Source organism: Erwinia sp. GW821-FHT03D09 (genome assembly GCF_059420805.1).
In genome coordinates, this window is record NZ_JBWKUK010000001.1 from 32,505 (window position 1) to 56,807 (window position 24,303).

Sequence of the window (24,303 nt, forward strand, 5' to 3'; positions counted from 1 at the left end):
GGCTGTGTGGCTGCCGCATCGGGTTCGGGTTATTGCAGTATCCATGTCGCCGTATCGCCGTTGCGACAGGCTTTACTCTGTCCGCCAACGTCTACGCACTCTTTTTTACGTGCTTTACGCGGGCGAGGGCGATCGTTACGCAATGTAGCGTCATACAGCTCGCTTTTTACACCGGCCTTGAGCGGCACATAACCTGCCAGCTGTTGCGGATCGTCGCCGGCAATGGCCAGCCAGCGGTCGGCTTCACCCAGTACGGTGAAGGGTTTTCCGGTTTCCAGATAGCGAACAATTTTGCCGCTGTAGTCGGGCCGGGTCATCACCGAGGCTTTATACAGCGCACGATATTGCTGGTTTACAGGCGTAAAAGAGGTGGGGGTCTGTACTGCATATCGATGGACCAGCTTCACGCCATTGACCTCACTGGTCACCAGAGTGTCATCATCCGGCTGTGACGGAGCCGTTTTGCATCCTGCGAGGGAAAACACGGCCAGCAAGATTAACGCGCTGCTACTTTTCACTTTGATCCCCGTGAATCTGTTCAGAATATCTGGCTGTAGAACGCGGTAGCGCTGCGTCAGCCACTCTCCATCGCAACCGAAATGAGTTGGCACTTTTTTCGGTTGTGAGGAATAAAATTGCCCGGTTTTACATCAGAATAAATCTTTAATGCCTTAATCTGACGCTTTTGGGAATATAATCCATTGCAGGCGCTGAATGAACATGCTAGCAGTCGCCTTGTTTGCCAGATTTTGCCTGAAAGGAGTGATAACGGCAATTTGATTAGCGCTAAAAATGCTAATTTTCCTTATCTGCTGCATAGTTGGCGTGAAAACAGGCGTTTAGCGCGGCCCGATGATGCGCAGGGCATCACCGGACGAGTGATTAGCTGAAAGCGTAAAATGAAAAAGACCACCAGCGTAAAGCTTTTGGTTCCTGCGGGAGCATGGTTCCAGCTAAGTGCCGGGGAGACGTTTTACCTGTGCAGCTGGCGTTACCCGGAGTTGCACCGGCGAACTGTTTGTCCAGCAGGGCATTATCGGTAAAGTCGGGCGAACTGAGGGTGAAGATTTCCTGTGCGCCAGCGCCGAGGCTGGCTAACAGGAGCGAGGCGGCGAGTAGCGTTTTTTTCATTAGCGTTCTCCGTTTTAAAGTGGTGCTGATTGATATCTGCAATCTGAAGCTCTGATAGTTCGGCCAGCCTGCTTTGGTATTTCGGTATTGTCTGATATTGGAAAAGTGTCAGCCTGTTTGGCACATCAGTGACCTTGTAATGCGAAAAGCGGGCAGATTAGTTTTAGGAGGACAGCCTCTGCGGAAGTCGGGTAATCCGCAACGCCAGGATGAAAGCATCAGACCAGGATGCGCCAACAGGACGCTGGCGTAAGGCTGTGTCGTGTCAGGGACGGCGCGTCGCAGGCGGTCCGACAGGGCGGATGCTGGAATCGAAGGCACCGTGCAACGCACGGCGCGAGGACCGCCCTACAGCCGCAGAGGCTGTTCCCCTGACACCTATCCACCAGTGATACCGCCAAACAGACACAATTCACCTCAGAAGTTTCCAGCATCTTCCAAAAGTAGCGTTTTGCCAAAAGCCACGAATACCTCCCACCCGGATTTTCACCGACCCGCCGAATCTGTGTTAAGGTTATAACTCGCCAATTTTGTGAGGCACTACACATTTAACCCGCTATAAAAGCATTGCTTTTGCTATTTTAAATGCCTATGAACCGATTTATCTGCCGTTATCCTATTGTACTTTCCCTGCTGGCGTCGTTGCCTGGCCTGTTTATGGGGCGCGCATGGGCCTTTGACGCTGAAAATCAGGTTGCCGAAGCCCCCTTTGACGATCCCGCCCGCTTCAGTAATATGCTGCAGCAGCTGCCCGCGCTGAACAGTGGAGCTAACGACGACCTGCTGGAAAAACGTATCGCCGAAGCGGTGAAAAGCATCGGCGAAGCCAGTATGGCCAGCGACAGTGATAAGCCGCTACGTGAACAGGCCGAGCTGTGGGCATTCAACCGCTTTCGCGATTTTGCTGCCCAGCGCGCCGCCAGGGAAGGGGAACAGCTGCTGTCACCCTTCGGACGTGCCAGCGTGTCGCTGGCGGTGGATGATGAAGGAAGCTTTAACGGCACATCGGCGCAGTTGATCACCCCCTGGCAGGATAACTATCGGTATCTCACCTTCAGCCAGCTGGGCTTTGAGCAAACGGAATACGGCGCAGTCGGCAATGCCGGACTGGGGCAGCGCTGGATAGCCGGAAACTGGCGGCTGGGCTATAACGCTTTTATCGACGATCTGCTGACCGAAAACCAGCAGCGCGGATCGCTGGGTACCGAAGCATGGGGCGAATATCTGCGCTTTTCCGCCAACTACTATCATCCCCTCAGCGGCTGGCACAATCGCGGCAGCACCAGCCAGATGCGTATGGCGCGCGGTTATGATATTACCACCCGGGGATATCTGCCGTTTTATCGCCAGCTGGGTGTTTCCCTTAGCTACGAACAATATCTGGGGCGCAATATCGATTTGTTCCACAGCGGAAATTTGATGGATAACCCGACGGCGGTGACGCTGGGAATTAATTACACGCCCGTTCCGCTGTTCACGTTTACCGCCAATCATAAAGAGGGCGACAGTGGTGAGTCGCAGGATCAGTTTGCCCTGAAGATGAACTACCGCATCGGCGTATCGCTAAGTAAACAGCTCTCGGCCAGTAACGTCGATGCCGCGCAGTCGCTGAGCGGTAGCCGGTATGATGCGGTGAATCGTAATAATTCTCCGGTGTTGGCTTTCCGCCAGCGAAAAACGCTATCGGTGTTCCTGGCAACGCCGCCGTGGCAGGTGCAGCCGGGGGAACCCCTGCCGCTGAAGCTGCAGATTCGCCACAGTAATCCGATTAAAGCGGTGAGCTGGCAGGGTGATACTCAGACTCTGAGCCTGACGCCGCCCGCTAACAGCAGCGATCCGCAGGGATGGAGCATTATTATTCCCGCCTGGGACAATTCGGCGGAGGCCAGTAATGGATATCGTTTGTCGGTGACGCTGGAGGACAGTAAACAGCAGCGGGTCACCTCAAACTGGATCACGTTGAAACTGGTTCCGCCAGTGGCATTGCAGGACCCGCGCGCAGATAATTACGATTTTCTTACCCCCTGACAGAGGGAAAGATGACACCGCTGAAATGCAAAAAGTTGTCAAGACAGCGCCCGAAAATATATGTGATTAAAGTCACAAAATACCCCTTCCCAACGTCAGGGTTTTTCTGCACAATCTGCGAAAAATTCTACTCACCTGCTCATCATGATCATCCGTCCGCATCGTCACTGGTTTGTCCGCCTTTTCGCCTGGCACGGCTCTGTGCTACCCGGAATCTGGTTTCGTCTGACACTCAATTTAATGATGTCAGTGATCGCGATTTTGTGCCTTGACTGGTATGAAACGTTGGGGATTAAGCTGACTCTTGCCCCTTTCAGCCTGCTCGGGGTGTCGATTGCGGTCTTCCTTGGTTTCCGCAATAGCGTCTGCTTTGGCCGTTTTATTGAAGCCCGTATGTTCTGGGGAAATCTGCTGATTGCCTGCCGGACGCTACAGCGGCTGGCGCTGGCTATCTCTCCGGCTGAGGCGCCGCGCGTGATGTCCCTGCTGCTGGCTTTCTGTTACAGCCTGAAGCACCAGCTGCGGCGTACCGATGCCCACGAGGATCTGCGCCGCTATCTCGGGGATGAGGCCGATGAGATCCTGGCTCGCCGCTCACCAACCAACTTTATTGAGCTACAGCTCTCTAACTGGCTGGCGGTACAGCGCCGTAACGGTAATCTTTCTGACATTCTGTATGCCCATATGGATGCCAGCAACAATCAGCTGTCGCAGGTTCTGGGGGGATGTGAGCGGTTGGCGAGCATGCCGATTCCGTTTGCTTATGGCCTGCTGCTGCACCGTACGGTTTATCTGTTCTGTACGCTGTTGCCGTTCGCGCTGGTGCCGGATCTGCACTATATGACGCCGCTGGTATCGGTGTTTATCGCCTATACCTTCCTGTCGTTGGATACCCTGGCGGAAGAGCTGGAGATGCCGTTTGGCCTGGCCAACAACCATCTGCCGCTGGATGCCATGTGCACCAATATTGAGATAAACCTGAGGGAAATGAATCTGGAGCAGGATCTGCCGGATACGCCTCAGCCTGACATGCACTATCGCTTAACCTGAGATGATTAAAAGGGCGGCCCTTTGCGGCCACCCTCATATCGTGATTAGAACTGGTAGTTCAGACCCACGCCGGTGACGTCATCATTCGCCAGCCCCAGCGGATTGTTGTCGCTCAGCAGGTTAACTTTGTATTCGGCGTACGCCAGGAAGTTCTTGTTGAAGTAGTAGTTCGCACCGAACGACACATACTTCACGATATCCGCGTTGCCGATATTTTCAATGTCCTTACCGCGTGATGACACGTAGGCCAGTGACGGACGGAAACCGTTCAGGAACTGGTACTGCGCCACGGCTTCATAATTCACCGCTTTGTTAGCAAAGCCGCCGCTGATTGGCATCGCGTTATGGGTATTGCTGTACACCGTTGCTACGACGAACGGTACCGGTACGTTCGTTTTTACCCTGGTATTGCAGGGCCACATTCAGGCCGTCTACCTGGCCGAAGAAATTGCTGTTACGCCAGGTTGCCACGCCGGTTGAGCGCGTAGAGAAGCCGTCTGCGTAACCGGAGTCACCGCCGAATTTCGGCAACATATCGGTCCAGGCCAGCACGTCATACACCAGACCATAGTTACGACCGTAGTCGAATGAACCCCACTTGCCAAACTTCAGACCGGCAAAGCCCAGACGGGTTTTGTCGCCGCTCAGCGCATCCGTACCTTCGGTTTTGTTCAGCTGGAAGTTGTACTGCCACTGGGCGTAGCCGGTCAGTTCCTGCGCGATCTGCGTTTCACCCTTTAAAGCCAAAACGGGCATAGGAAACATCGCCGTCGTTGCCCGTATCGTCCGAGAAGAGGTGGCCAATGTTGATCTTACCGTTCAGATCCACCTTGTTGCCGTCTTTGTTATAGATCTCTGCTGCCTGCACGCCGCCAGTGGCCAGAAGAGCTGGTATCAGTAATGCCAGTAAAGAACGCTTCATCATAAGTAACTCTGTTTTAAAATTATAATTTCTTTGCATTTAGTGTTGCCATGAAATTGGTATAAAAATATGTTTCATGAAAAATGAATATATATATAAAAATATTTCAATATGGATTTTGGATTGGAATTTACGCGATTTATCTAAATGCAGAATAGGTGTTAGTTATGCATTTTTTAAGGTTAGGTTATATTATTTATTGGTAATATATTGATTTTTAAAAAAAATAAATATTTTATTTTTATAAAAAAACAATATTTATTTATCGCAACATGGATGCTTATTAAGCAATTTATGTATTTTTGGGTACCTGTTTAATTAGCGAGTTACGGTTAATGCTATTTACTAAAAAGCTTTTTAATTAATACAAAATTTCCATATGTAATATCTGTGTTATTTCACTATTTAATAAGTTTATTTAAATAATAAACGGCGCGACTATCAGGCTGGATGTTAAAAAAATGATTCTCTGAGGGAAGTTTTAGCGATGATGCGCTATGCACGATTTTGGAGCGGATACGCTGCATTATGGTGCGTTAACCTCCTATATTTACGACCAAATTCTATCGGCGATCACATAAACAATATTTTATTTTACCAATGCATAATTCTTCTTTTTTTTGTGTGGCGAAGCCGGGAATTTATATTGATATTCACTTTTTATGCATTTGTTGTGAATAATAGTATGTTGTAAGTTATTGATATTTGGTTGTTGAATTTGGTTTATGCATTTTTTTGCTGGCTGGCACGCTCTGTGCAATTTACAGTAGAGCTGCAATGAATTATTTCATTAACATTTAATACACCTTTAGTTCACCACAGAAACTAGAGGGTTAAACAAACGAGGCCGCTATGCAACCGTCAATTACCCGTGAAAATTTCGATCAATGGATTGTTCCAACTTACGCCCCTGCCAGCTTTATTCCTGTGCGGGCTGAAGGTTCAACGCTGTGGGACCAGGAAGGGAAGTCCTATATCGACTTCGCCGGGGGAATTGCGGTGAATGCACTGGGCCATGCACACCCCGATCTGCAACTGGCGCTGCAACAGCAGGCTGCGCTGCTGTGGCATACCGGAAATGGTTATACCAATGAGCCGATCCTGCGCCTGGCAAAACAGCTGGTGGATGCCACTTTCGCCGACCGTGCGTTCTTCTGCAACTCCGGTGCGGAGGCTAATGAAGCTGCGCTGAAGCTGGCGCGTAAGGTTGCTCACGATAGCGGCAATCTGCAGAAAAACGGCATTGTGGCGTTCAATAACGCATTCCATGGCCGCACGCTGTTCACCGTCTCAGCCGGTGGGCAACCTGCCTATTCGAAAGATTTTGCGCCGCTGCCGGGTGGCATTCAGCACGCAGTTTATAACGATTTGAATTCCGCTGCCGAACTGATTAATGACCAGACCTGCGCGGTGATTGTGGAGCCGATTCAGGGCGAAGGTGGGGTTGTTCCTGCTGAGCCGGCCTTCCTGCGCGGACTGCGCGAACTCTGTGATAAGCATCAGGCGCTATTGATTTTCGACGAAGTACAGAGCGGAGTAGGCCGGACCGGTTCGCTGTATGCCTACATGCATTATGGCGTTACGCCGGACGTATTAACCACGGCCAAAGCACTCGGCGGCGGCTTCCCCATTGGCGCGATGTTAACCACTGAAAGCCTTGCGGCACATCTCAATATTGGCAGCCACGGCACCACCTACGGCGGCAATCCGCTGGCCGGAGCGGTTGGCGGTAAAGTGATGGAACTGATCAACCGCCCGGAAATTCTGGCGGGTGTGGGGGAGCGTCACCGCTGGTTTGTTGATGGTCTGAATGAGATTAACCAGCGCCTGCAGCTGTTTAGTGAGGTACGCGGGCTCGGTCTGCTGATCGGCTGCGTGCTGAATCAAGATTACAGCGGTAAAGCCAAACTGATTAATCAGGCCGCCGCGCGTGAAGGACTGATGGTACTGATTGCCGGGGCTAACGTTGTGCGTTTCGCGCCGTCGTTGATTATTACTAAACAGGAAGTCGCGGAGGGGCTGGCACGCTTCGAACGCGCCTGCCTCGCCGTCACTGAAGGAGCCGCCGTATGATGTTTATTCGTCCCGTAGAACGAGACGATCTGGCTCAGCTGATGTACCTCGCCGGCAAAACCGGCGGGGGACTGACCTCTCTGCCCGCTGACAGCGATACGCTGTCAGCGCGTATCGAACGTTCATTAATGACCTGGCAGGGAAAACTGCCGCGGGCTGAACAGGGATACGTTTTTGTGCTGGCAGACGGAGAGACCGGTAAAGCCGTGGGGATCTGCGCCATTGAGGTGGCGGTAGGTTTACAGGACCCCTGGTACAACTTTCGCGTGGGCACCCAGGTGCACGCCTCGAAAGAATTAAATGTATATAACATGCTGCCTACGCTGTCGTTAAGCAACGATCACACCGGCAGCAGCGAGCTGTGTACGCTGTTCCTTGATCCGGATTATCGCAACGGTAAAAACGGCTATCTGCTGTCGAAATCGCGCTTTTTATTTATGGCGGCGTTTCGCGACTGCTTTATGCAAAAAATTGTTGCAGAGATGCGCGGCGTCAGCGATGAAAACGGCCATTCGCCGTTCTGGGACAGCGTCGGCAGTCGCTTTTTTTCCATGTCATTCAGCGATGCCGACTACCTGAGCGGCACCGGGCAAAAGGCGTTTATCGCCGAGCTGATGCCTAAACATCCTTTATATATTGATTACCTGTCGCCAGAAGCGCGGGCGGTTATCGGCCAGGTTCATCCGCAGACCGCCCCTGCGCGGGCGGTACTGGAGGCCGAAGGTTTTCGCTTCCAGAACTATGTTGACATTTTTGATGGCGGTCCGACTCTGGAATGCGACATTGACCGGGTTCGTGCCATTCGGAAAAGCCGCGAGCTGGTTGTTGAGCTGAGCGAACAGCCGGATGAAACCCTGCCGCTATGCCTGGTGGCAAACCAGCATTATCAGCAGTTCCGCGTGATGCTGCTGCCGGCCGATATGCAGAGCGGGACGATTGCCGTCACCGCCGCGCAGGCTGAAATTTTACATTGCCGGGCAGGAGAGAACCTGCGGGTAGTGACACTTTGTCGTGAGGAGAAACCAGCATGACGCACTGTATTAATGGTCAGTGGCTGACCGGCGGTGGAGAGACCATCGCTAAACTGGACCCGGTAAAGGGCAAACTGCTGTGGCAGGGGAAATCAGCTACCGCTGCGCAGGTCTCCGACGCCTGTGAAGCCGCCCGCGCGGCATTCTCCAGCTGGGCACGTCGGCCGTTTGTCGAGCGGCAGGCAATCGTTGAGAAGTTTGCGCAGCAGCTGGAAAAGAATAAGAGCGAACTGAGTGAAACTATTTCCCGCGAAACCGGCAAGCCGCGCTGGGAAACCCTGACCGAAGTGCAGGCGATGATCAACAAAGTGGCGATTTCACTGCGTGCTTATCATGCCCGCACCGGCGAGCAGGCTGAAGGCGAAAGTTCTCTTCGCCATCGTCCGCACGGAGTGATGGCGGTCTTTGGGCCATATAACTTCCCGGGGCATTTACCTAACGGTCACATTGTTCCCGCGCTGCTGGCCGGTAATACCGTAGTCTTTAAACCGAGCGAGATGACACCGCTGACCGCTGAACTGACCGTGAAGCTGTGGATGAATGCCGGGCTGCCGGGGGGCGTTGTTAACCTGGTGCAGGGCGGTCGTGATACGGGTCAGGCGCTGGCGCAGGATAGCCAGGTTGACGGCGTTCTGTTCACCGGCAGCGCGGCAACCGGCTATCAGCTGCACCGTCAGCTGGCCGGAAAACCAGAAAAAATGCTGGCGCTGGAGATGGGGGGCAATAATCCACTGATCGTCGAAGATCCTGACGATATCGATGCTGCCGTGCATATCGCCGTGCAGTCCGCTTTTATCAGTGCCGGGCAACGCTGCACCTGCGCCCGTCGGCTGCTGGTGAAAAACGGTGCTGTCGGGGATGCCTTCTTACAGCGTCTGGTTGAGGTGGCGGCGCGCATCCACGTTGGTGGCTGGAATGATGAACCGCAGCCGTTTATGGGCAGTGTGATTTCATTGTCGGCAGCGGAAAAAATTTATGCCGAGTGGCAGACGCGGGTTGATGCCGGTGGGCGAGTGCTGCTGCCGATGCAGTGGCCGCAGCGCGATAGCGCGATCCTGACCCCAGGCATTATTGATGTGACCGGGTTGCAAAATCTGCCGGATGAAGAGGTCTTTGGTCCGCTGCTGGCGGTGATCCGCTACGACGATTTTGACGCGGCTATTCGCATCGCCAACCATACCCGCTATGGCCTGGCCTGCGGTCTGATTTCGCCGCAGCGCGAGAAGTTCGAACATCTACTGATTGAAGCGCGGGCCGGGATTGTTAACTGGAATAAACCGCTGACCGGTGCGGCCAGCACCGCGCCGTTTGGCGGCATTGGTGCCTCCGGGAACCATCGTGCCAGCGCCTGGTATGCAGCGGATTACTGCGCCTGGCCAATGGCGACGCTGGAATCGGCGGATCTGAGTCTGCCTGCCACCTTATCACCAGGGCTGGATTTCAGCGCTGAAGGAGAGACGCGATGAGCGCCCGTGAAGTGAATTTCGATGGTTTACCAGGACTGACCCACCATTACGCAGGTTTATCATTTGGTAACGAGGCGTCAACCCGTAATCAGCATCAGCTGTCTAATCCCAAACTGGCCGCGCAGCAGGGGCTGGTAAAGATGAAAACCCTGGCGGATCTCGGTTTTATGCAGGGGGTGATACCACCGCACGAGCGGCCCAATGTTGAGGCACTGCGGCAGATCGGTTTTAGCGGCAGCGATGTGCAGGTGGTGGCCCAGGCGGCAAAACAGGCACCGCAGCTGCTTTCAGCGGTCAGTTCTGCATCTTCCATGTGGGTGGCCAATGCTGCGACGGTATCCCCGTCGGCAGACAGCGCCGACGAGCGCGTGCATCTGACGGTGGCTAACCTGAACAACAAGTTCCACCGCGCGATAGAAGCCCCGACCACAGCAAATCTGCTGCGGGCTATTTTCCGCGATCGCGATCATTTTTCAGTGCACGATGCGCTGCCGCAGGTGGCGATGTTCGGCGATGAGGGCGCGGCCAACCACAATCGTTTCAGCCACGGTTACGGTGCGCCGGGCGTGCAGATGTTTGTCTATGGGCGCAGTGAGCGCAGTGGCGTTGCTCCAACGCGTTATCCGGCACGCCAGACGCTGGAAGCCAGCGAAGCGGTGGCGCGACTGCACCAGCTCGATCCGGCCCGGACGGTGTTTGCTCAGCAGAACCCGGCGGTGATCGATCAGGGCGTTTTCCATAATGATGTAATCGCGGTGAGCAATCAGCAGGCGCTGTTCTGTCATCAGCAGGCGTTCCTGAATCAGCCGCAGCTGCTGGCCGAACTGGCTGAAAAGCTGCCGGGCTTCACCGCGATTGAGGTACCTGATAATCGCGTCAGCGTGGCCGATGCGGTGTCTACCTATCTGTTTAACAGCCAGCTGCTCAGCAAACCGGATGGCAAAATGCTGCTGGTGCTGCCGGAAGAAGCGCGGCGTCATGCGGGCGTCTGGGGCTGGCTCAACGAGCTGATCGTCAGCGGTAGCCCAATCGACGAACTGAAGGTCTTCGATCTGCGGGAAAGTATGTTCAACGGCGGTGGTCCGGCGTGTCTGCGCCTGCGTGTTGTGCTGAACGATGCGCAGCAGGCGGCGGTGAATCCTGCGGTGATGATGAACGATCGGCTGTTCCGTACCCTGAACGACTGGGTAGAACGCCACTATCGCGATCGCCTGTCGCAGGCCGATCTTGCCGACCCACAGCTGTTGCAGGAAGGGCGTGAAGCACTTGACGAACTGACTAAGCTGCTAAACTTAGGCAACGTATACCGTTTTCAGCAGTAACGCGATCGTTGCAGGGCCGGGTGATTCCCGGTCCCTCAGGGCTGAGCGGCGATGCAGCACAAAGGAGTACTGATGCAAGATTTTCTCACCTTAACTCTCGCCGGTGAACGGCCCGGCGCAGTCACCGGACGTAATGAGCAGCTTAGCTGGCGATGGATCGACGAAGGCATTCTTGAGCTGACGCCCCATGATACGGTCAAGAGGGCACTGGTGATCTCTACCGGCATCCACGGTAACGAGACGGCCCCCGTTGAAATTGTTGACCGGTTGCTTAATTCGCTGCTGAGCGGCGAGACGCAGCTGGTTGCGCGCCTGCTGGTGATTTACGGCAATCCGGCGGCTTTGCGACAGAATAAGCGCTATGTGCATGGCGATATGAACCGGATGTTCGGCGGCAGGTGGCAGCAGTACGAAGACTGCCCGGAGGCGCGACGCGCCTGGCGTCTGGAGCAGGCGATGGAAAACTTCTGGCAGGTGAGCGAGCACGATGAGGTGCGCTGGCATATCGATATGCATACGGCGATTCGCGGTTCGTATCATCCGCGCTTTGGCGTGATGCCGCAGCGTGAAACGCCGTGGCCGGATGATTTTATTCACTGGCTGGGTGCCGCCGGTCTGGAGGCGCTGGTGTTTCATCGCGCGCCGGGCGGAACCTACACCCATTACAGCAGTCATCATTTCCATGCCGCCAGCTGTACGCTGGAGCTGGGTAAGGCGCTGCCGTTTGGCCATAACGATTTAACGCAGTTTTCTGCAACGGCCGAGGCGCTGAGGGCGCTGGTGAGTGGCGGTGTGCTGCCGGACGTTTCTACGCCACCGCTGCGCTACCGTGTTTCCCAGCAGATTACCCGCCATTCGGATCGGTTTGTGCTGCATATGGGGGCAGAGACACTGAACTTTACCGCGTTTGCGCAGGGTACGCTGCTGGCGGAGGACGGTGATATGCAGTATTACGTGCAGCAGGAGCGGGAGTACGTGCTGTTCCCGAATCCGAATGTGGCTGAAGGTTTGCGGGCGGGTTTGATGCTGGTGGCGGAGGATGCCAGCGAGGTGATTGATGTACCTGAGGCTGAGGGCGCCAGCGTTTTTAGTCCTCCGGCGTAAGATGTGCTCATCAGTTGGAGTACGTTGCTGAATAATCCGGATCGTTAATATTGTTTGGCTGGTTGGTGTCGCGGTGGCATTAGCGGCTGGCAGAGCCTCTGTGGCCGCGCTCGGGCGGTCCTCGCGCCGTGCTTCGCCCGGTGCCTTCGATTCCAGCATCCGGCCTGTCGGAGCGGCTGCGACGTGTCATCCCTGACCCGACGCAGCCTTACGCCAACGTCCTGTTGGCGTATCTTGGCCTGACGCTTTCATCTCAGCGCTGTGGATTGCCCGGTCGCAACCACAGAGGCTCTGCCTGTAATATCTTCGTCGCTGCCATTTAACAGGCAACGACAGAATCCAGGAGCACGTTGGCGGTTCCCCGGGCTGGCAATCCACAGCGCTGAACGCAGAAAGGAAGCCAGGATGTGCCCGCAGGACGCGGGCACAAGGCTCGGTCGGCGCAGGGACGCGACGTCTGAGCCGGTCCGGCAGGCTGACGAACGGAGTGAAGGCACCGCGCAGCGGCGCGAGGACCCGCCAGACGGGGGAACCGCCAGCTTGCTTATCCCCCCTTATCGCTACAAATCTTACCCTCAAATTTCCAGCAGCGGGCATCCGCAGAAAAGTGTAAAGGGCTTAACTTTTTCCTTCCGAAATCCCGTATGGAGGATTACACTCCTCCATATTTTCTGCATAAATCCCTTCAAATTCATATTCTTTTGCAATTTTTCACCATAATCTTCTCATTCTCTCCATGATTGGCTCCAAATTGTCTTTTATGCTTTCAGGCCTTTACCAACCCTCTGAGTACTTGACGTTGGGCATCGTAAACTGGCTCCCGACAACGCGACAACCGGGTCGCCATAGAAATGAAACATAAGGACAATACTATGCGTAAATTAACTTCCCTGATTGTTGCTGCCACGCTGGCAGTAGGTGCGGCCAATATCGTTCATGCTGCAAACGACAACCTGACTCCGCCTCCTGCCGGTGGCGACAAGCCGATGATGCATAAGCCACCCCGTCATGGCGGCGACATGCACGATATGTTTCAAGGTCTGAATCTGACCGATGCGCAGAAGCAGCAGATTCGCACCATCATGAAAGAGTCGCACAAGAACATGAAACGTCCATCGCTGGAAGAGCGTCGTGCAATGCATAGCATTATTGCTTCCGACAGCTTCGATCGGGCTAAAGCGGAAGCGCAGGCAACGCAGATGGCCGCTAACGGTAAAGCGCGCGCGCTGTCGATGCTGGAAACGCAGAACAAGATGTATAACGTGCTGACGCCTGAGCAGAAAAAGCAGTTCAACCAGGATTTTGAGAAACGTCTGACTGAAAAACCGAAGCATGAAGGTAAAATGCCTCCAGCAGACGATTAATCCTCGCTGAACATATTTGAAACCGCCGGTGTTGCTCACCTCCGCCTTCAGGGCAGTGGGCAACACCGGCGGTTTTGTTTGCTCATCGGTTCACAGCGTGACGATCGGCAGTTTGCCGGCCATCAGTGGCTTACTGAGGATTTTATAGCCGTCGCTGTCAAATCCCGGCAGTGTGGTACAGAGCGACGTCGCTTCCGCGATATCGCTGACCGAGCCCAGATAGAGCCAGTTGTGAATGATGTGGATCTGCTTACGATCAACCCCTTCTTCGATCACGCCAACGGCTCCCTGCCACGGCCAGCATTGAACGCGCACCGCTTCCAGAGCGGTCACAAGTCGCTGCTGATGTGCCTCTACGCTCTCCTTACCGCAGCAGGCTCCGGCACAGCGCCGCAGCGCTGAGCGAAAGCAGCCGCGGCCGGCCGTCAATGGTTCCATGCCCAGCAGTCCGAAACAAAGCTGCTGCTCGTCGGCGATTTTTTGCAGATGTTGTAGCGCGGCGCGGCGATTGGCATACAGGCCGAACAGGTCCGGCGTATGTGAGAAATCTACCTCTTTGGCGTAAACCACCTGCGGGCGCTGATTGATCAGCTGCAGGGCACACAGCTGGCGGTTTGTACGCAACCGTTTGTTAAACAGCGGTTGCTGGATCTTAATCATCTGCGCTTCAAGCAGCAGCGCGCCCAGCTCACCGGCGGTGGTAATAAAGCTGATACGCGTTGACTGACGCAGCATTTTTGCTTCATCGGCGGTACGCAGGTGCGACATCACCCGGCTGCGGATGTTGACGCTTTTGCCGATGTAGAGCGGCAGGTTGTCACTTTCGCCGTGGAAGGTGTAAACGCCGGGCAGATTGGGGAGATCGTCTATCCACGGGCGCAGATGCTCGGGATACTGATAAATAGCCGCCGCTTCAAACTCAAGGCGATGGCTGACGATTTTTTTGACCACTACGGACTCCAGTTGCTGGTTGTTCATACAGTATAGCGAAAATATCCATTAGCGATTAGTTGTGGACAGTTGCGCGGAACCAAAGACCAGGGGGAGCAGAAGTAGTAACAGGAATAAGTGAATCAGAAGCAATAAATTGGAAGCAGGCAGTTGGCGGTTGGAAATCGGCAGGAGAAAGGTCATCCAGCTGGCAACAAAAGCCGCCGCCGGCCAGATGATATGAGATGCCTGAGTAAACGGGCGGCTCGCGATGAGCCGCTTTATGATCGGGCAGGGCGATGGCCTGAACGGCTATCTCTAACTCCGTGTAGCCACAGAATGATTTACCGGCTTATTTTTTCCAGAAATCATCAAACACGATAATCGGCGTACGGCGCTTGTGCTCGGTTTTTTGATACCAGCCTTCGATGATTTTCGCGGCGGCGGGATCGATGCTTTCTCCTTCCAGATAACGATCGATCAGCTGATAAGTTACGCCGAGCGCAACTTCATCCTGCAGGCCGGGGCGGTTATCTTCCAGGTCGGCGGTTGGTTGCTTAAGGTACAAGTGTTCCGGGCAGCCCAGCGCTTTCAGCAGCTGTTTTCCCTGTCCCTTATTCAGACGGAAAATCGGGTTGATGTCGGTGCCGCCGTCACCGTACTTGGTGAAGAAGCCGGTTACTGCTTCAGCAGCGTGATCGGTACCCACCACAACCCCCGCCGTCATGCCTGCGATGCTGTACTGCGCTTTCATGCGTTCACGGGCCTTTTCGTTGCCGCGAATAAAATCAGACAGCGTGATTCCGGCATCGCGCAGCGCCTGCTCGCTGGCCAGCACCGCCTGCTTGATATTCACCGTCAGTACCCGATCCGGCCGGATAAAATCAATCGCGTCCTGGCAGTCCTGCTCATCTGCCTGCACGCCATAAGGCAAACGCACGGCAATAAACTGATAGGCGGTATCAGCCGTTTCTTCACGCAGTTCGTTAATCGCGGTCTGGCACAGCTTTCCGGTCAGCGTTGAGTCCTGACCGCCGCTGATGCCGAGCACCAGGGTTTTCAAAAGCGGATACGTTTTCAGGTAGGACTTTAGAAAATCAACGCTGGTACGAATTTCTGCCTGTACATCAATCACCGGTTTCACACCCAGTGCCGCAATAATGTCCTGTTGCAGAGCCATTTACCTCTCCTCAGATTCAGCGCCGATGGACGGCAGCCAGTAAAATTATGTCTGTTTAAGCTAACGCGCCCGGCGCGAAACAACAATCTTCATCCGCGATGTTTACTGCCGACTGCTGACAAATCAGACTTTATTTGGCTTTTGCGCCAGTAGCGTAAACATCACAATAGCCAGCATGTAACAGCCAAAGATGGTGGCCGCCATGGTCATTACCGAAGTTCCGCCAATGCCGGTAACCGGCACGCTGATGCCACCGAGGGTGAACATTGCTACACCCAGCACCGCCGATGCACTACCGGCCCGGTGTCCCTGGCTTTGCATTGCCAGCGAGGAGGCGGTAACCGAAATCACCCCGTTGCTGGCCACACTCAAGAACAGGGCGATCAGTACGAGGGGCAGCGCGGCGGCGCTGAGACCGGCAAGCAGTAGGGTACCTGACGAGATAAATGCCAGTATCAGTCCACCTTTCAGCACCCGATATTCACCCCACAGCGGGCTGAGGCGTGCGCTAACCTGAGAGGCAATAATCAGGCCGACACCGTTAGCCGCGAAGCAGAAGCTGAATGCCTGCGGGGACAGATGGTAGATTTCCTGCAGGACAAACGGCGACGCGCCGATGTAGGCAAACATGCCCGACATCATAAAGCCCTGGGTCAGGCAGAAGCCCATAAACGGACGATGGGTAACAACCTGGCCGAGTGCGGCCCATGCGGAGAGAATGCTGCCCTGGCTCCGGCGTTCTGGAGCCAGCGTTTCATGCAGCTTAAGCTTAGCCAGAATAAACAGCAGCACGGCGATTACCGCCAGTGCCATAAACAGCCCGCGCCAGTTGAGGAAGGTCATCAGCGCGCCGCCCATCACCGGAGCGGCAATCGGCGCCAGGCCGTTCACCAGCATCAGCAGGGCGAAAAAGCGCGTCAGCTCGTGTCCGGTGTACATATCGCGGGCAATGGCACGCGAGAGCACAGCACCGCCTGCGCCCGCCATTCCTTCGAACAGTCGTGCCAGCAGCAGCTGATGGATATCCTGTGCCAGCGCGCAGCCGACAGAAGCAATCAACAGCAGGACCAGCGACAGCAGCAGCGGGCGAATGCGGCCGTATTTATCGCTGAGCGGACCAAAAAATAGCTGGCCGAGCCCCAGACCAAGCAGTCCTGCGGTGAGGCTTAACTGAGCGGTGGCGGTTGGGGTTTGTAAATCGTTGGCCAGTTGCGGCAGCGCCGGCAGATACAGGTCAATGCACAACGGGCCGAGTGCCGCGAGAAGGCCGAGCGTAATGGCGTAGCCAAGACGGTTTGGAGCTGCAGGTGTCATGAATCCTCTGAATGAAATAGCAGGTGGTGTATCTGTTGATAGAGCGGGTAGAGCGTTTCCGCTGACGCTTTCTGCGGCGTCAGGCGGCGATAAGCGGTGCCTTCAACCAGTACGGCAAGAACTTCCACACAGCTGCGGATCTTCTCGTCGCTAAAGTTGGGGTACTCTTGTTTAACGTTTTCGCAGGCACGATTAAATATGCGGGCATCGGCTTCCTGCATCATCCGTTCAACACGAGGATTGCGGGTCGCTTCTGCAGCAACCTCCAGCATCAGGGCTTCATCCTCCTCGTTCAGCACCTGTCGCCAGGCCAGAAGTTTGGGAAGATGGCTGCTGCTGCTGGTGCCAATCATTTCATCAATTCGACGGTCGATAATACGCTTTATCATCTCTTCGATAATCGCGTCTTTATTGGAGAAATAACGATAAATCTGCCCAACGCTGAGTTGGGATTCAGAGGCCAGATGCGCCATGCTTGCAGCATGAAAACCATACTGACGAAAACAGCCACGTGCGGCGGTAATGATTTCATCCTGGCGCAGGCGGTGCCTGGCATCACGCGCTTCGGTATGCATGATTGAAAACCCTCCGTGACCGGATATTTTTACCCAGTGTTACGTATGAAACTGGCTAAAAACAGGAGTATGAACGTTCATTCTCAATGAAGACAGTATAAGACCACCGATCGAAAATCCGTAATAATTTCGCCACTTAAGTTGAAAATCCGTGACTTATATTCCAGGCTTATATCCACATGGACAATAAATGAGGAATAACATATGCGTAAAATGACGGGATTGATTGGTGCTGCTGTAACCTTAGCCGTTCTCTCTGGCTGTACCGCTTACGATCGTGCCGAAAGCTATGTCACCAAGCCGGTGGTACAGGATGTGAAAAAAGGCATGACCCGCCAGCAGGTGCGTGATATTGCGGGTCCACCGTCCACAGAAATTACTATGGTTCACGCGCGCGGTACCTGTCAGACCTATGTTCTGGGTGAGCGTGATGGCAAACAACAGACCTACTTCGTAAGCTACAGCGATACCGGGAAAGTGATGAACTATGGCTTCCAGAGCTGTAAAGAGTACGACACCGATCCGCAGGCTGGGCAGTAATCCAGTAAAGCGTTGAATAAAGAGAATCAACATCGTTAAAATTAACGGCAATGCTCAATAAGCACATTGCCGTTTTACTTTGCAGCCAGCTATCCCTTTCTGTGCCTTATAAGCCGTCACAGCCCCGGCGGGCGAGGAACTTCCAGATACTCACCGTGAATGTTGCGGCGATAGTAGTGTCCGTCCTGCACGTAAAAACGCTCCCCGTTGTAATCCAGCGCGCGCATATCCGTTACCCGGTCCACGGGGCGATCGACAATAACGTAGGTGTTGTCGTTTTGCCGCTGATAGTAGTTACCGTTAAGTACGTAACAGGTTAGCCCGCCGATCAGCACTGCCGCTGCCGCATCAGGCAGAAACGACAGCCTTCAGGGCCCGCCGCCGCCGTGCCAGCCAGGCCCCGGGCCTGGTGGACCCCAGCCTCCCGGATGTGCGGATGCCAGCGCGGGAGCCAGCAGGGTTAAGGCGAGCAGGGTGGCCATCACCTTTTTCATAAACAGTTCTCCAGGTTCTTTGCGATAGCATCGCCCCAGGCGTAGTGAAATAAAAGCGGCTCCCGGTGGCTATTAGCGGCTGCTTACAGCGTTTAACGCTTCCTTTACCTGAGGGCCACGATCGGGAGGCAATGTGGACAAGGTCAGCGAATTTTTTGGGGAGCAGAGGGCAAGGTTACGGAGGAAAAGGAGTGCTGAAGATGGAATTCACGCGTTCGTAAAAGGGGCGGAAGTTGAATTGGTGGGGGAACATAATACCGGCAATATAACTGCTGAACCCGATGCCCATCAGGGCATCGGGGAAAAACCAGAGCTAACTATTAGCGGTGGGCGAGTTCTGCGCCATTTTCCGCATGGGTGTTCAGAATCTTCTTGTCGGTCTGCTTAAGCCACTGACTGGTCAACGTACCGGCAGTCATTGAACCGTTGACGTTAAGCGCGGTGCGGCCCATATCAATCAGCGGTTCAATGGAGATTAGCAGGGCAACCAGCGTGACCGGCAGGCCCATGGCAGGCAGTACGATCAGCGCGGCGAACGTTGCACCACCGCCCACGCCTGCAACGCCCGCCGAACTCAGCGTGACGATACCGACCAGAGTGGCGATCCATACCGGATCGAAGGGGTTAATGCCAATCGTTGGCGCAACCATCACCGCCAGCATCGCCGGGTAGAGACCGGCACAGCCGTTTTGACCAATGGTAGCACCGAATGACGCCGCGAAGCTGGCGATAGATTCCGGCACGCCAAGGCGACGGGTCTGTGCTTCCACGCTCAGGGGGATTGCTGCCGCGCTGGAACGGCTGGTAAAGGCAAAGGTAATCACCGGCCATACTTTGCGGAAGAAGCGTAGCGGGTTCACGCCGTTTACCGACAGCAGCAGGGCGTGCACGGCAAACATAATTGCCAGACCAAGGTACGAAGCCAGTACAAAGCTGCCCAGCTTGATAATGTCAGCGACGTTGGAGGTTGCCACTACTTTGGTCATCAACGCCATTACGCCGTAAGGCGTCAGTTTCATAATCAAACGTACCAGCTTCATCACCCAGGACTGGAGGGTATCAATGGCTTTCAGCACGCGCTGACCTTTCTCTGCATCATCCTTCAGTAACTGCAGTGCCGCTACCCCGAGGAAGGCCGCAAAAATTACCACGCTGATAATCGACGTTGGATTCGCACCGGTCAGATCCGCAAACGGGTTTTTAGGAATAAAGGAAAGCAGCAGCTGCGGGGCGCTCAGATCGGCAACTTTTCCAATATAGTTGTTCTGAATTGCCGTAAGGCGCGCGGTTTCCTGCACGCCCTGCACCAGACCGCTGGCGTTCAGCCCGAACAGCCAGGTCACCAGCACGCCAACTGCCGCTGAAATCGCGGTAGTAAACAGCAGTACGCCAATGGTCAGTACGCTAATTTTTCCCAGCGATGAGGCGTTGTGCAGACGGGCGACGGCGCTGAGGATTGAAGCGAAAACCAACGGCATAATAATCATCTGCAGCAGCTGGACGTAACCGTTACCGACAAGATTGAACCAGCTAACGGATTGTTTAATCACATCGCTGTTTTCGCCATAGATAGTGTGCAGCGCCAGGCCAAACAGCACGCCAACTACCAGGCCAGCCAGGACCTTTTTCGACAGGCTCCAGCCGCGGCGGCCGGTTTTTGCCAGCAGCAGTAACAGGGCGACGAAGGCCACCAGGTTAATAATGAGGGGGAAATTCATTAGGACATTCTCCAAAAGTGACGGCGCGGTGGCGCCGCCGTAGCAGGCGACAGTTAATTTCTGCCGCGCAGAAAGTAGGTCAGTGGCGAAATGGTAACAGTTTGGAATGGTGCAGGTTTATATCCAAAAGGAATTATTTATAACTTTTCGGTGTAATTGACTTATTTATTGCTCGGGTTGCGCATTAATTATTCTGCTGATGCTGTTTTGTACGGTATTTATCACGGAACTGGTCCATCCGACCGCACCAAAATGCTGCATGCCGGGTGGGAAAAACATCGCATAGCCGACCAGCGCCAGGCATAACGTGCGTTCCAGCTGGTTGCCTTTCTGGCTATTGAGCAGCGGTAGCCGAAAGCGCCAGCGGCACGGCCAGAGCAGCGGTACACCCGCGGGCGTGAGCATATCGGCAACAATATGGCTGAGATAGCCCAGTACCATGCCCTGAAATGCATCTGCGGGAATAATCCAGCCCGCGGGGAGTTTCATCTGTAACAGCGCTACGCCACCGGCCACGGCCAGCAGGCTGTGGGTAAACCCCCGATGGCCAAACGCGCGGGCAATGGGCTGTGACAGCCATTTAAGCCGCTGACCGAGCAGCGACTTTGGATGATCGATATCGGGAAGCAGGCAGGTCAGCAGAGCGGCAGGAATAATGTGCCACCAGTCCGCGCTGGCCAGAACCGGTGTCAGTTCGGCGCGCTTGGCAAAAATTGCGCTGGCAATGGCAAAAATGAGATGGCCTTCGGCCGTCATGGGGAATACCTGGCTACATAGCTGTCAATGCATCCAGTATAGGGAATATATACAGTAGAATAAATATGTGACGCTGTAACGAAAGATAAATATTTTTAGCCCGGATTAACATTCAGGCAACGAAGATGCTGACAGCGCCGCTCCGTCAGCTATCCGGGCAATCGAAGTGAATGAGTGTGCCTTTCAGCGACCGAGTAAATGCTGGCCGGTCAGCTCGGTTAACGAAGCAAGTTTAACGTCCGCCAGCGCCCAGCGCGGATCTGCTGCGTACTCTGCATCGGGAACGACAATTGAACGCATGCGTGCGGCTTTAGTGGCGACCATACCGTTGAAGGAGTCTTCGAGCGTAACGCAGTTAAGCGGATCAACGCCCAGACGGGCTGCCGCATCAAGGTAAACCTGCGGGTGTGGTTTGCTGTAGGGAAGGGCTTCTGCAGAGGCAAGGATTTCAAAGTAACTGCGGATGTTGAACATCTCCAGCACCCGCTCAAGCATAAACAGCGGAGAGGCGGAGGCCAGAGCAATTTTTAACCCTGAACGCTGGCAGAGTTGCAGCGCGTGTTCCACACCGGGCAGCAACGGGCGGGTTTCTTCCACCAGATCGAGTGCACGGTCGATTACACGTTTTGTGACCTCCTGCTGCGTCGGGCCGCTCCACGGCAGCGTTTCATACCACATACGTACTACCTGATCGATGCGCAGGCCCAGCGTGTCGGGCAGCTCCTCGCGGCGGCTCAAATCGATGTCAAGCGTACTGAAAATATCCAGCTCTGCCTGTTCCCAGAGTGGTTCAGAGTCGATCAGCAGGCCATCCATATCAAAAATGGCGGCAACGACGGGGCGGTGATAGGACATTTTGTGGCTCCATTAAACGGTTTATGTCATTTTAACATGAACACGGCATCGACCAAAAATCACTACAGGCCGAAACTCACCATGGAACCGGGCATAATCCCGCGCCTCGTGCAGCATTTAACAGGCACTTTTCTTTCAGTACAGGTAGACTGTCGGCGAAATATCATATGGACGGGAGAAAGCATGACTTATCAACGGGCTGGCCAGATTGCTATCCTAAAGCGTATCGCAGGCTGGATTATCTTTATTCCGGCACTGCTATCCACGCTGATTTCAATGCTTGGTTTTCTGGAAAAAAGCCAGGAGCAGCGTGACGGCATCAATGCGGTAATGCAGGATTTTACCCATGTGATGATCGATATGATCCGCTTTAATACCGGTTTTTTACACAGTTTCTGGACCAATTCGCCGGTGCCGATTTTTAACGGCGGCAGCAATGTACTGTTCTGGGTGATTTATATTCTGATTTTTTTCGGACTGGCACTGCAGGCTTCCGGCGCGCGTATGTGGCGACAGTCGCGACATCTGCGCGAAGGGATTGAAGATCGTATGATTCTGGAGCAGGCAAGAGGGGAGGAAGGCCTGAGCCGCCAGCAGCTGGAAGAGAAAATTGTGGTGCCACGGCACACCATTTTCCTGCAGTTTTTCCCACTCTACATTTTGCCGCTGATTGTTGCCGTGGCCGGGTATTTTATACTTAAGCTACTCGGTTTTATTATTTGACCGCTGCGCGCGCAGGCTGGTATTCAGGCCAGGTGCGCGCGCTTCTTACCCGATTCATCTTCGTCCAGCAACGCAACGACTGCGCGCTGTGCCTCACTCAGCCAGCTGCCGCCAAAGACATTCGCTCTGTTAAGCAGATAGTAAAGTTGATAAACCGGCTGCCGTTGAATATATCCCTCTGGTAGCGGCCATATTGACTGATAGCCCTGCAGGATCTCTGCGGGAAGATCGGGGTACCAGGCCAGCATTGCCAGGTCGCACTCCCGGTCTCCCCAGTAGCAGGCGGGATCGAAGATCCACGGCCCGCTGCTGCTGCCTGCACAGTTAGCCGGCCATAAATCACCGTGGAGCAGGGACGGCTGGGGGTGATGCGACGCCAGGATGCTCTGCGCACAGCGGGTAATTAAATCGATATCGCCATACTGGATGCCTTTTTCAGCCGCCAGCTGCAGCTGCCAACCGATGCGCTGTTCCGCAAAGAACAGCGACCAGCGGCGAAGCCAGCTGTTTGGCTGAGGTGAGGTGGTGATATTGTTATCGAAATCAAGGCCAAACTGCGGCTGTTCGCTCCACTGATGAAGACGCGCGAGCTGTTCACCGAGGGTGCGCGCTGTAGAGGCATTTAACGGACAGGGTTGAGTGTATTCCAGCAGAAGGAAGCTGGCCTCGCGCACGCTGCCGACGCCGTAGACCTTCGGAACGCGCACGGTTTCGCTGCGAGCCAGCAGCTGGAGCTGATCGGCTTCCCAGGTGAACAAATCCAGCATCTCTCGCTGATTGCACTTGACGAACACCTGCTGCGTGCCGTAGTGCAGAAGCCAGGCTGGATGGACATCCCCGCCCGGTAACTCAGTACGGTGGGTGATTTCTCCGGGACCAAGCTGTTCATTCAACAAATGACTGATGGCTGACCACATAGGAAGCTCCTCTTTTGTAAGCCGTGAACAGGGTTACCGTATTGCTTAAAGGATAACCAGTCTGCGCGTAAATGCACGTTAATTGTACATTTTTACAAAAACTTAGCTTTGATCCTGCTTATTAAATGATTCCAAAGTCTGGACTTCGACCTCCGGTTGTTTTCCCAGAACCAGTTCGCCAATACTTTGCGCCTGCTCCCTGAGTTCTTCGCCAGACAGGGCACTGACGATGCCGAAATTGTTGGTGCCCAGTTCGTGTGGGTGCCCGTTGGAATCGTTATGGGTGGTTGAAAAACCGGCATTTGCCATAGTGCTGTTAAGTTCAAGCAGATTAGCGAGCCCGGTTTCGTGATAGCGGAAGGTCACTACATATTGGGTTACGGAAGAACTCATGGCGTACCTCTTTGTCAGAAAACTCATTACATCATAGGACATGGCCGGGTCTGAATGGGTGATCTGGTCATGGTGTGCTCATGAATTTTATTAACACTCCCACCAGTTTATTGGTAGCGGTATAGAATCAGGTCGCACGTGATGCCCATTTTTTTCCCAAACTTTGCCAGATACCGAGTGTGGTTTATCTACCGCTCTGAGGTTCGATCACGCTTTGCAAACGTCTGTGGAAGAGGGCATGAGGTAATGCTTCTGAATATTTACGTTTTGTTACATTGCTACGTTTTCCTGATGCTATTTTCGCACCGGCTAGAGATATTTCTTATTTACAGGCTGATGTTTTCCCGCCAAATACCCTCTATAATGCGCGCCGTTAATGAGATTGTTCTCATTAGTAGAGTAATTTCGTCATGATGC

21 protein-coding genes and 2 pseudogenes are annotated in these 24,303 nt (G+C 54.3%); 10 read left to right on the forward strand and 13 right to left on the reverse strand.

From position 1 onward, the window contains the following. Positions 1-29: 29 nt before the first annotated feature. Positions 30-518 carry an SH3 domain-containing protein gene (locus tag AC07U6_RS00200; protein WP_494762552.1) on the reverse strand — a complete coding sequence of 163 codons (489 nt, stop codon included), beginning with the start codon at positions 516-518 and terminating at the stop codon, positions 30-32. Positions 519-882: 364 nt separating this feature from the next. Beyond that, positions 883-1,131, reverse strand: a complete 249-nt coding sequence (locus AC07U6_RS00205) for a hypothetical protein (protein ID WP_494762553.1) — start codon at positions 1,129-1,131, stop codon at positions 883-885. A 591-nt stretch (positions 1,132-1,722) separates the two neighbouring features. Between AC07U6_RS00205 and AC07U6_RS00210 the strand changes: the two genes are divergently transcribed. Further along, positions 1,723-3,159: a YchO/YchP family invasin gene (locus tag AC07U6_RS00210; RefSeq protein ID WP_494764481.1), complete on the forward strand. Its 1,437-nt coding sequence runs from the start codon at positions 1,723-1,725 to the stop codon at positions 3,157-3,159. 144 nt (positions 3,160-3,303) lie between these two features. Then, on the forward strand, positions 3,304-4,209 hold the full coding sequence (locus AC07U6_RS00215; protein ID WP_494762554.1) for a bestrophin family protein: 906 nt from the start codon (positions 3,304-3,306) through the stop codon (positions 4,207-4,209). A gap of 44 nt (positions 4,210-4,253) precedes the next feature. On the opposite strand, the pseudogene AC07U6_RS00220 reads toward AC07U6_RS00215, so the two are convergent. Next, positions 4,254-5,134 (reverse strand): annotated as a pseudogene (locus AC07U6_RS00220) (porin). 849 nt (positions 5,135-5,983) lie between these two features. On the opposite strand from AC07U6_RS00220, the gene AC07U6_RS00225 reads away from it, so the two are divergent. The 6 genes from AC07U6_RS00225 (at position 5,984) to spy (ending at position 13,491) form a co-directional block, all read left to right on the forward strand. Further along, entirely contained in the window at positions 5,984-7,204 is a 1,221-nt protein-coding gene (locus AC07U6_RS00225; RefSeq protein ID WP_494762555.1) for an aspartate aminotransferase family protein, read from the forward strand. Then, positions 7,201-8,235, forward strand: a complete 1,035-nt coding sequence (astA, locus tag AC07U6_RS00230; RefSeq protein WP_494762556.1) for an arginine N-succinyltransferase — start codon at positions 7,201-7,203, stop codon at positions 8,233-8,235. Before AC07U6_RS00225 ends, astA begins: the two co-directional genes overlap by 4 nt. After that, positions 8,232-9,701 (forward strand): succinylglutamate-semialdehyde dehydrogenase, encoded by a 1,470-nt coding sequence (gene astD / locus AC07U6_RS00235; RefSeq protein ID WP_494762557.1) that lies wholly within the window; start codon positions 8,232-8,234, stop codon positions 9,699-9,701. The genes astA and astD overlap by 4 nt, the downstream gene beginning before the upstream one ends. After that, entirely contained in the window at positions 9,698-11,023 is a 1,326-nt protein-coding gene (gene astB, locus AC07U6_RS00240; protein WP_494762558.1) for an N-succinylarginine dihydrolase, read from the forward strand. Before astD ends, astB begins: the two co-directional genes overlap by 4 nt. 72 nt (positions 11,024-11,095) lie before the next feature. Beyond that, a complete protein-coding gene (gene astE / locus AC07U6_RS00245) occupies positions 11,096-12,127 on the forward strand; it encodes a succinylglutamate desuccinylase (protein ID WP_494762559.1) in 1,032 nt (343 codons plus the stop codon). Between the two features lie 872 nt (positions 12,128-12,999). Next, entirely contained in the window at positions 13,000-13,491 is a 492-nt protein-coding gene (gene spy, locus AC07U6_RS00250; protein ID WP_494762560.1) for an ATP-independent periplasmic protein-refolding chaperone Spy, read from the forward strand. A gap of 90 nt (positions 13,492-13,581) precedes the next feature. Here spy and cho read toward each other — a convergent pair whose 3' ends face one another. From cho to AC07U6_RS00270, 4 genes are all read right to left on the reverse strand, one after another. Then, entirely contained in the window at positions 13,582-14,469 is an 888-nt protein-coding gene (gene cho / locus AC07U6_RS00255; RefSeq protein WP_494762561.1) for an excinuclease Cho, read from the reverse strand. A gap of 304 nt (positions 14,470-14,773) precedes the next feature. Then, positions 14,774-15,601: an NAD(+) synthase gene (nadE, locus tag AC07U6_RS00260; RefSeq protein ID WP_494762562.1), complete on the reverse strand. Its 828-nt coding sequence runs from the start codon at positions 15,599-15,601 to the stop codon at positions 14,774-14,776. A 123-nt stretch (positions 15,602-15,724) separates the two neighbouring features. Continuing rightward, positions 15,725-16,915 carry a multidrug effflux MFS transporter gene (locus AC07U6_RS00265; protein ID WP_494762563.1) on the reverse strand — a complete coding sequence of 397 codons (1,191 nt, stop codon included), beginning with the start codon at positions 16,913-16,915 and terminating at the stop codon, positions 15,725-15,727. Continuing rightward, positions 16,912-17,490 carry a TetR/AcrR family transcriptional regulator gene (locus AC07U6_RS00270; RefSeq protein ID WP_494762564.1) on the reverse strand — a complete coding sequence of 193 codons (579 nt, stop codon included), beginning with the start codon at positions 17,488-17,490 and terminating at the stop codon, positions 16,912-16,914. The genes AC07U6_RS00265 and AC07U6_RS00270 overlap by 4 nt, the downstream gene beginning before the upstream one ends. 204 nt (positions 17,491-17,694) lie before the next feature. Here AC07U6_RS00270 and osmE point away from each other — a divergent pair, with 204 nt between their 5' ends. Beyond that, entirely contained in the window at positions 17,695-18,030 is a 336-nt protein-coding gene (gene osmE / locus AC07U6_RS00275) for an osmotically-inducible lipoprotein OsmE (protein WP_494762565.1), read from the forward strand. Between the two features lie 116 nt (positions 18,031-18,146). Here osmE and AC07U6_RS00280 read toward each other — a convergent pair. From AC07U6_RS00280 to hxpB, 4 genes and pseudogenes are all read right to left on the reverse strand, one after another. Continuing rightward, positions 18,147-18,524, reverse strand: a pseudogene (locus AC07U6_RS00280) (DUF6515 family protein). 320 nt (positions 18,525-18,844) lie between these two features. After that, positions 18,845-20,242: an L-cystine transporter gene (locus AC07U6_RS00285; protein WP_494762566.1), complete on the reverse strand. Its 1,398-nt coding sequence runs from the start codon at positions 20,240-20,242 to the stop codon at positions 18,845-18,847. Between the two features lie 165 nt (positions 20,243-20,407). Then, a complete protein-coding gene (locus AC07U6_RS00290; RefSeq protein ID WP_494762567.1) occupies positions 20,408-20,998 on the reverse strand; it encodes a metal-dependent hydrolase in 591 nt (196 codons plus the stop codon). A gap of 183 nt (positions 20,999-21,181) precedes the next feature. Further along, complete coding sequence (hxpB, locus tag AC07U6_RS00295) at positions 21,182-21,853, reverse strand: hexitol phosphatase HxpB (protein WP_494762568.1); 672 nt, start codon at positions 21,851-21,853, stop codon at positions 21,182-21,184. Positions 21,854-22,036: 183 nt separating this feature from the next. Between hxpB and AC07U6_RS00300 the strand changes: the two genes are divergently transcribed. Beyond that, the gene (locus AC07U6_RS00300; RefSeq protein ID WP_494762569.1) at positions 22,037-22,576 is read left to right on the forward strand and encodes a YniB family protein; all 540 of its coding nucleotides are present in this window, start codon (positions 22,037-22,039) and stop codon (positions 22,574-22,576) included. A gap of 23 nt (positions 22,577-22,599) precedes the next feature. On the opposite strand, the gene AC07U6_RS00305 is transcribed toward AC07U6_RS00300, so the two are convergent. Further along, positions 22,600-23,493, reverse strand: coding sequence for a fructosamine kinase family protein (locus AC07U6_RS00305; protein WP_494762570.1), 894 nt, complete (start codon positions 23,491-23,493; stop codon positions 22,600-22,602). A 102-nt stretch (positions 23,494-23,595) separates the two neighbouring features. Then, on the reverse strand, positions 23,596-23,886 hold the full coding sequence (gene ghoS, locus AC07U6_RS00310) for a type V toxin-antitoxin system endoribonuclease antitoxin GhoS (RefSeq protein ID WP_494762571.1): 291 nt from the start codon (positions 23,884-23,886) through the stop codon (positions 23,596-23,598). Between the last annotated feature and the right edge of the window lie 417 nt (positions 23,887-24,303).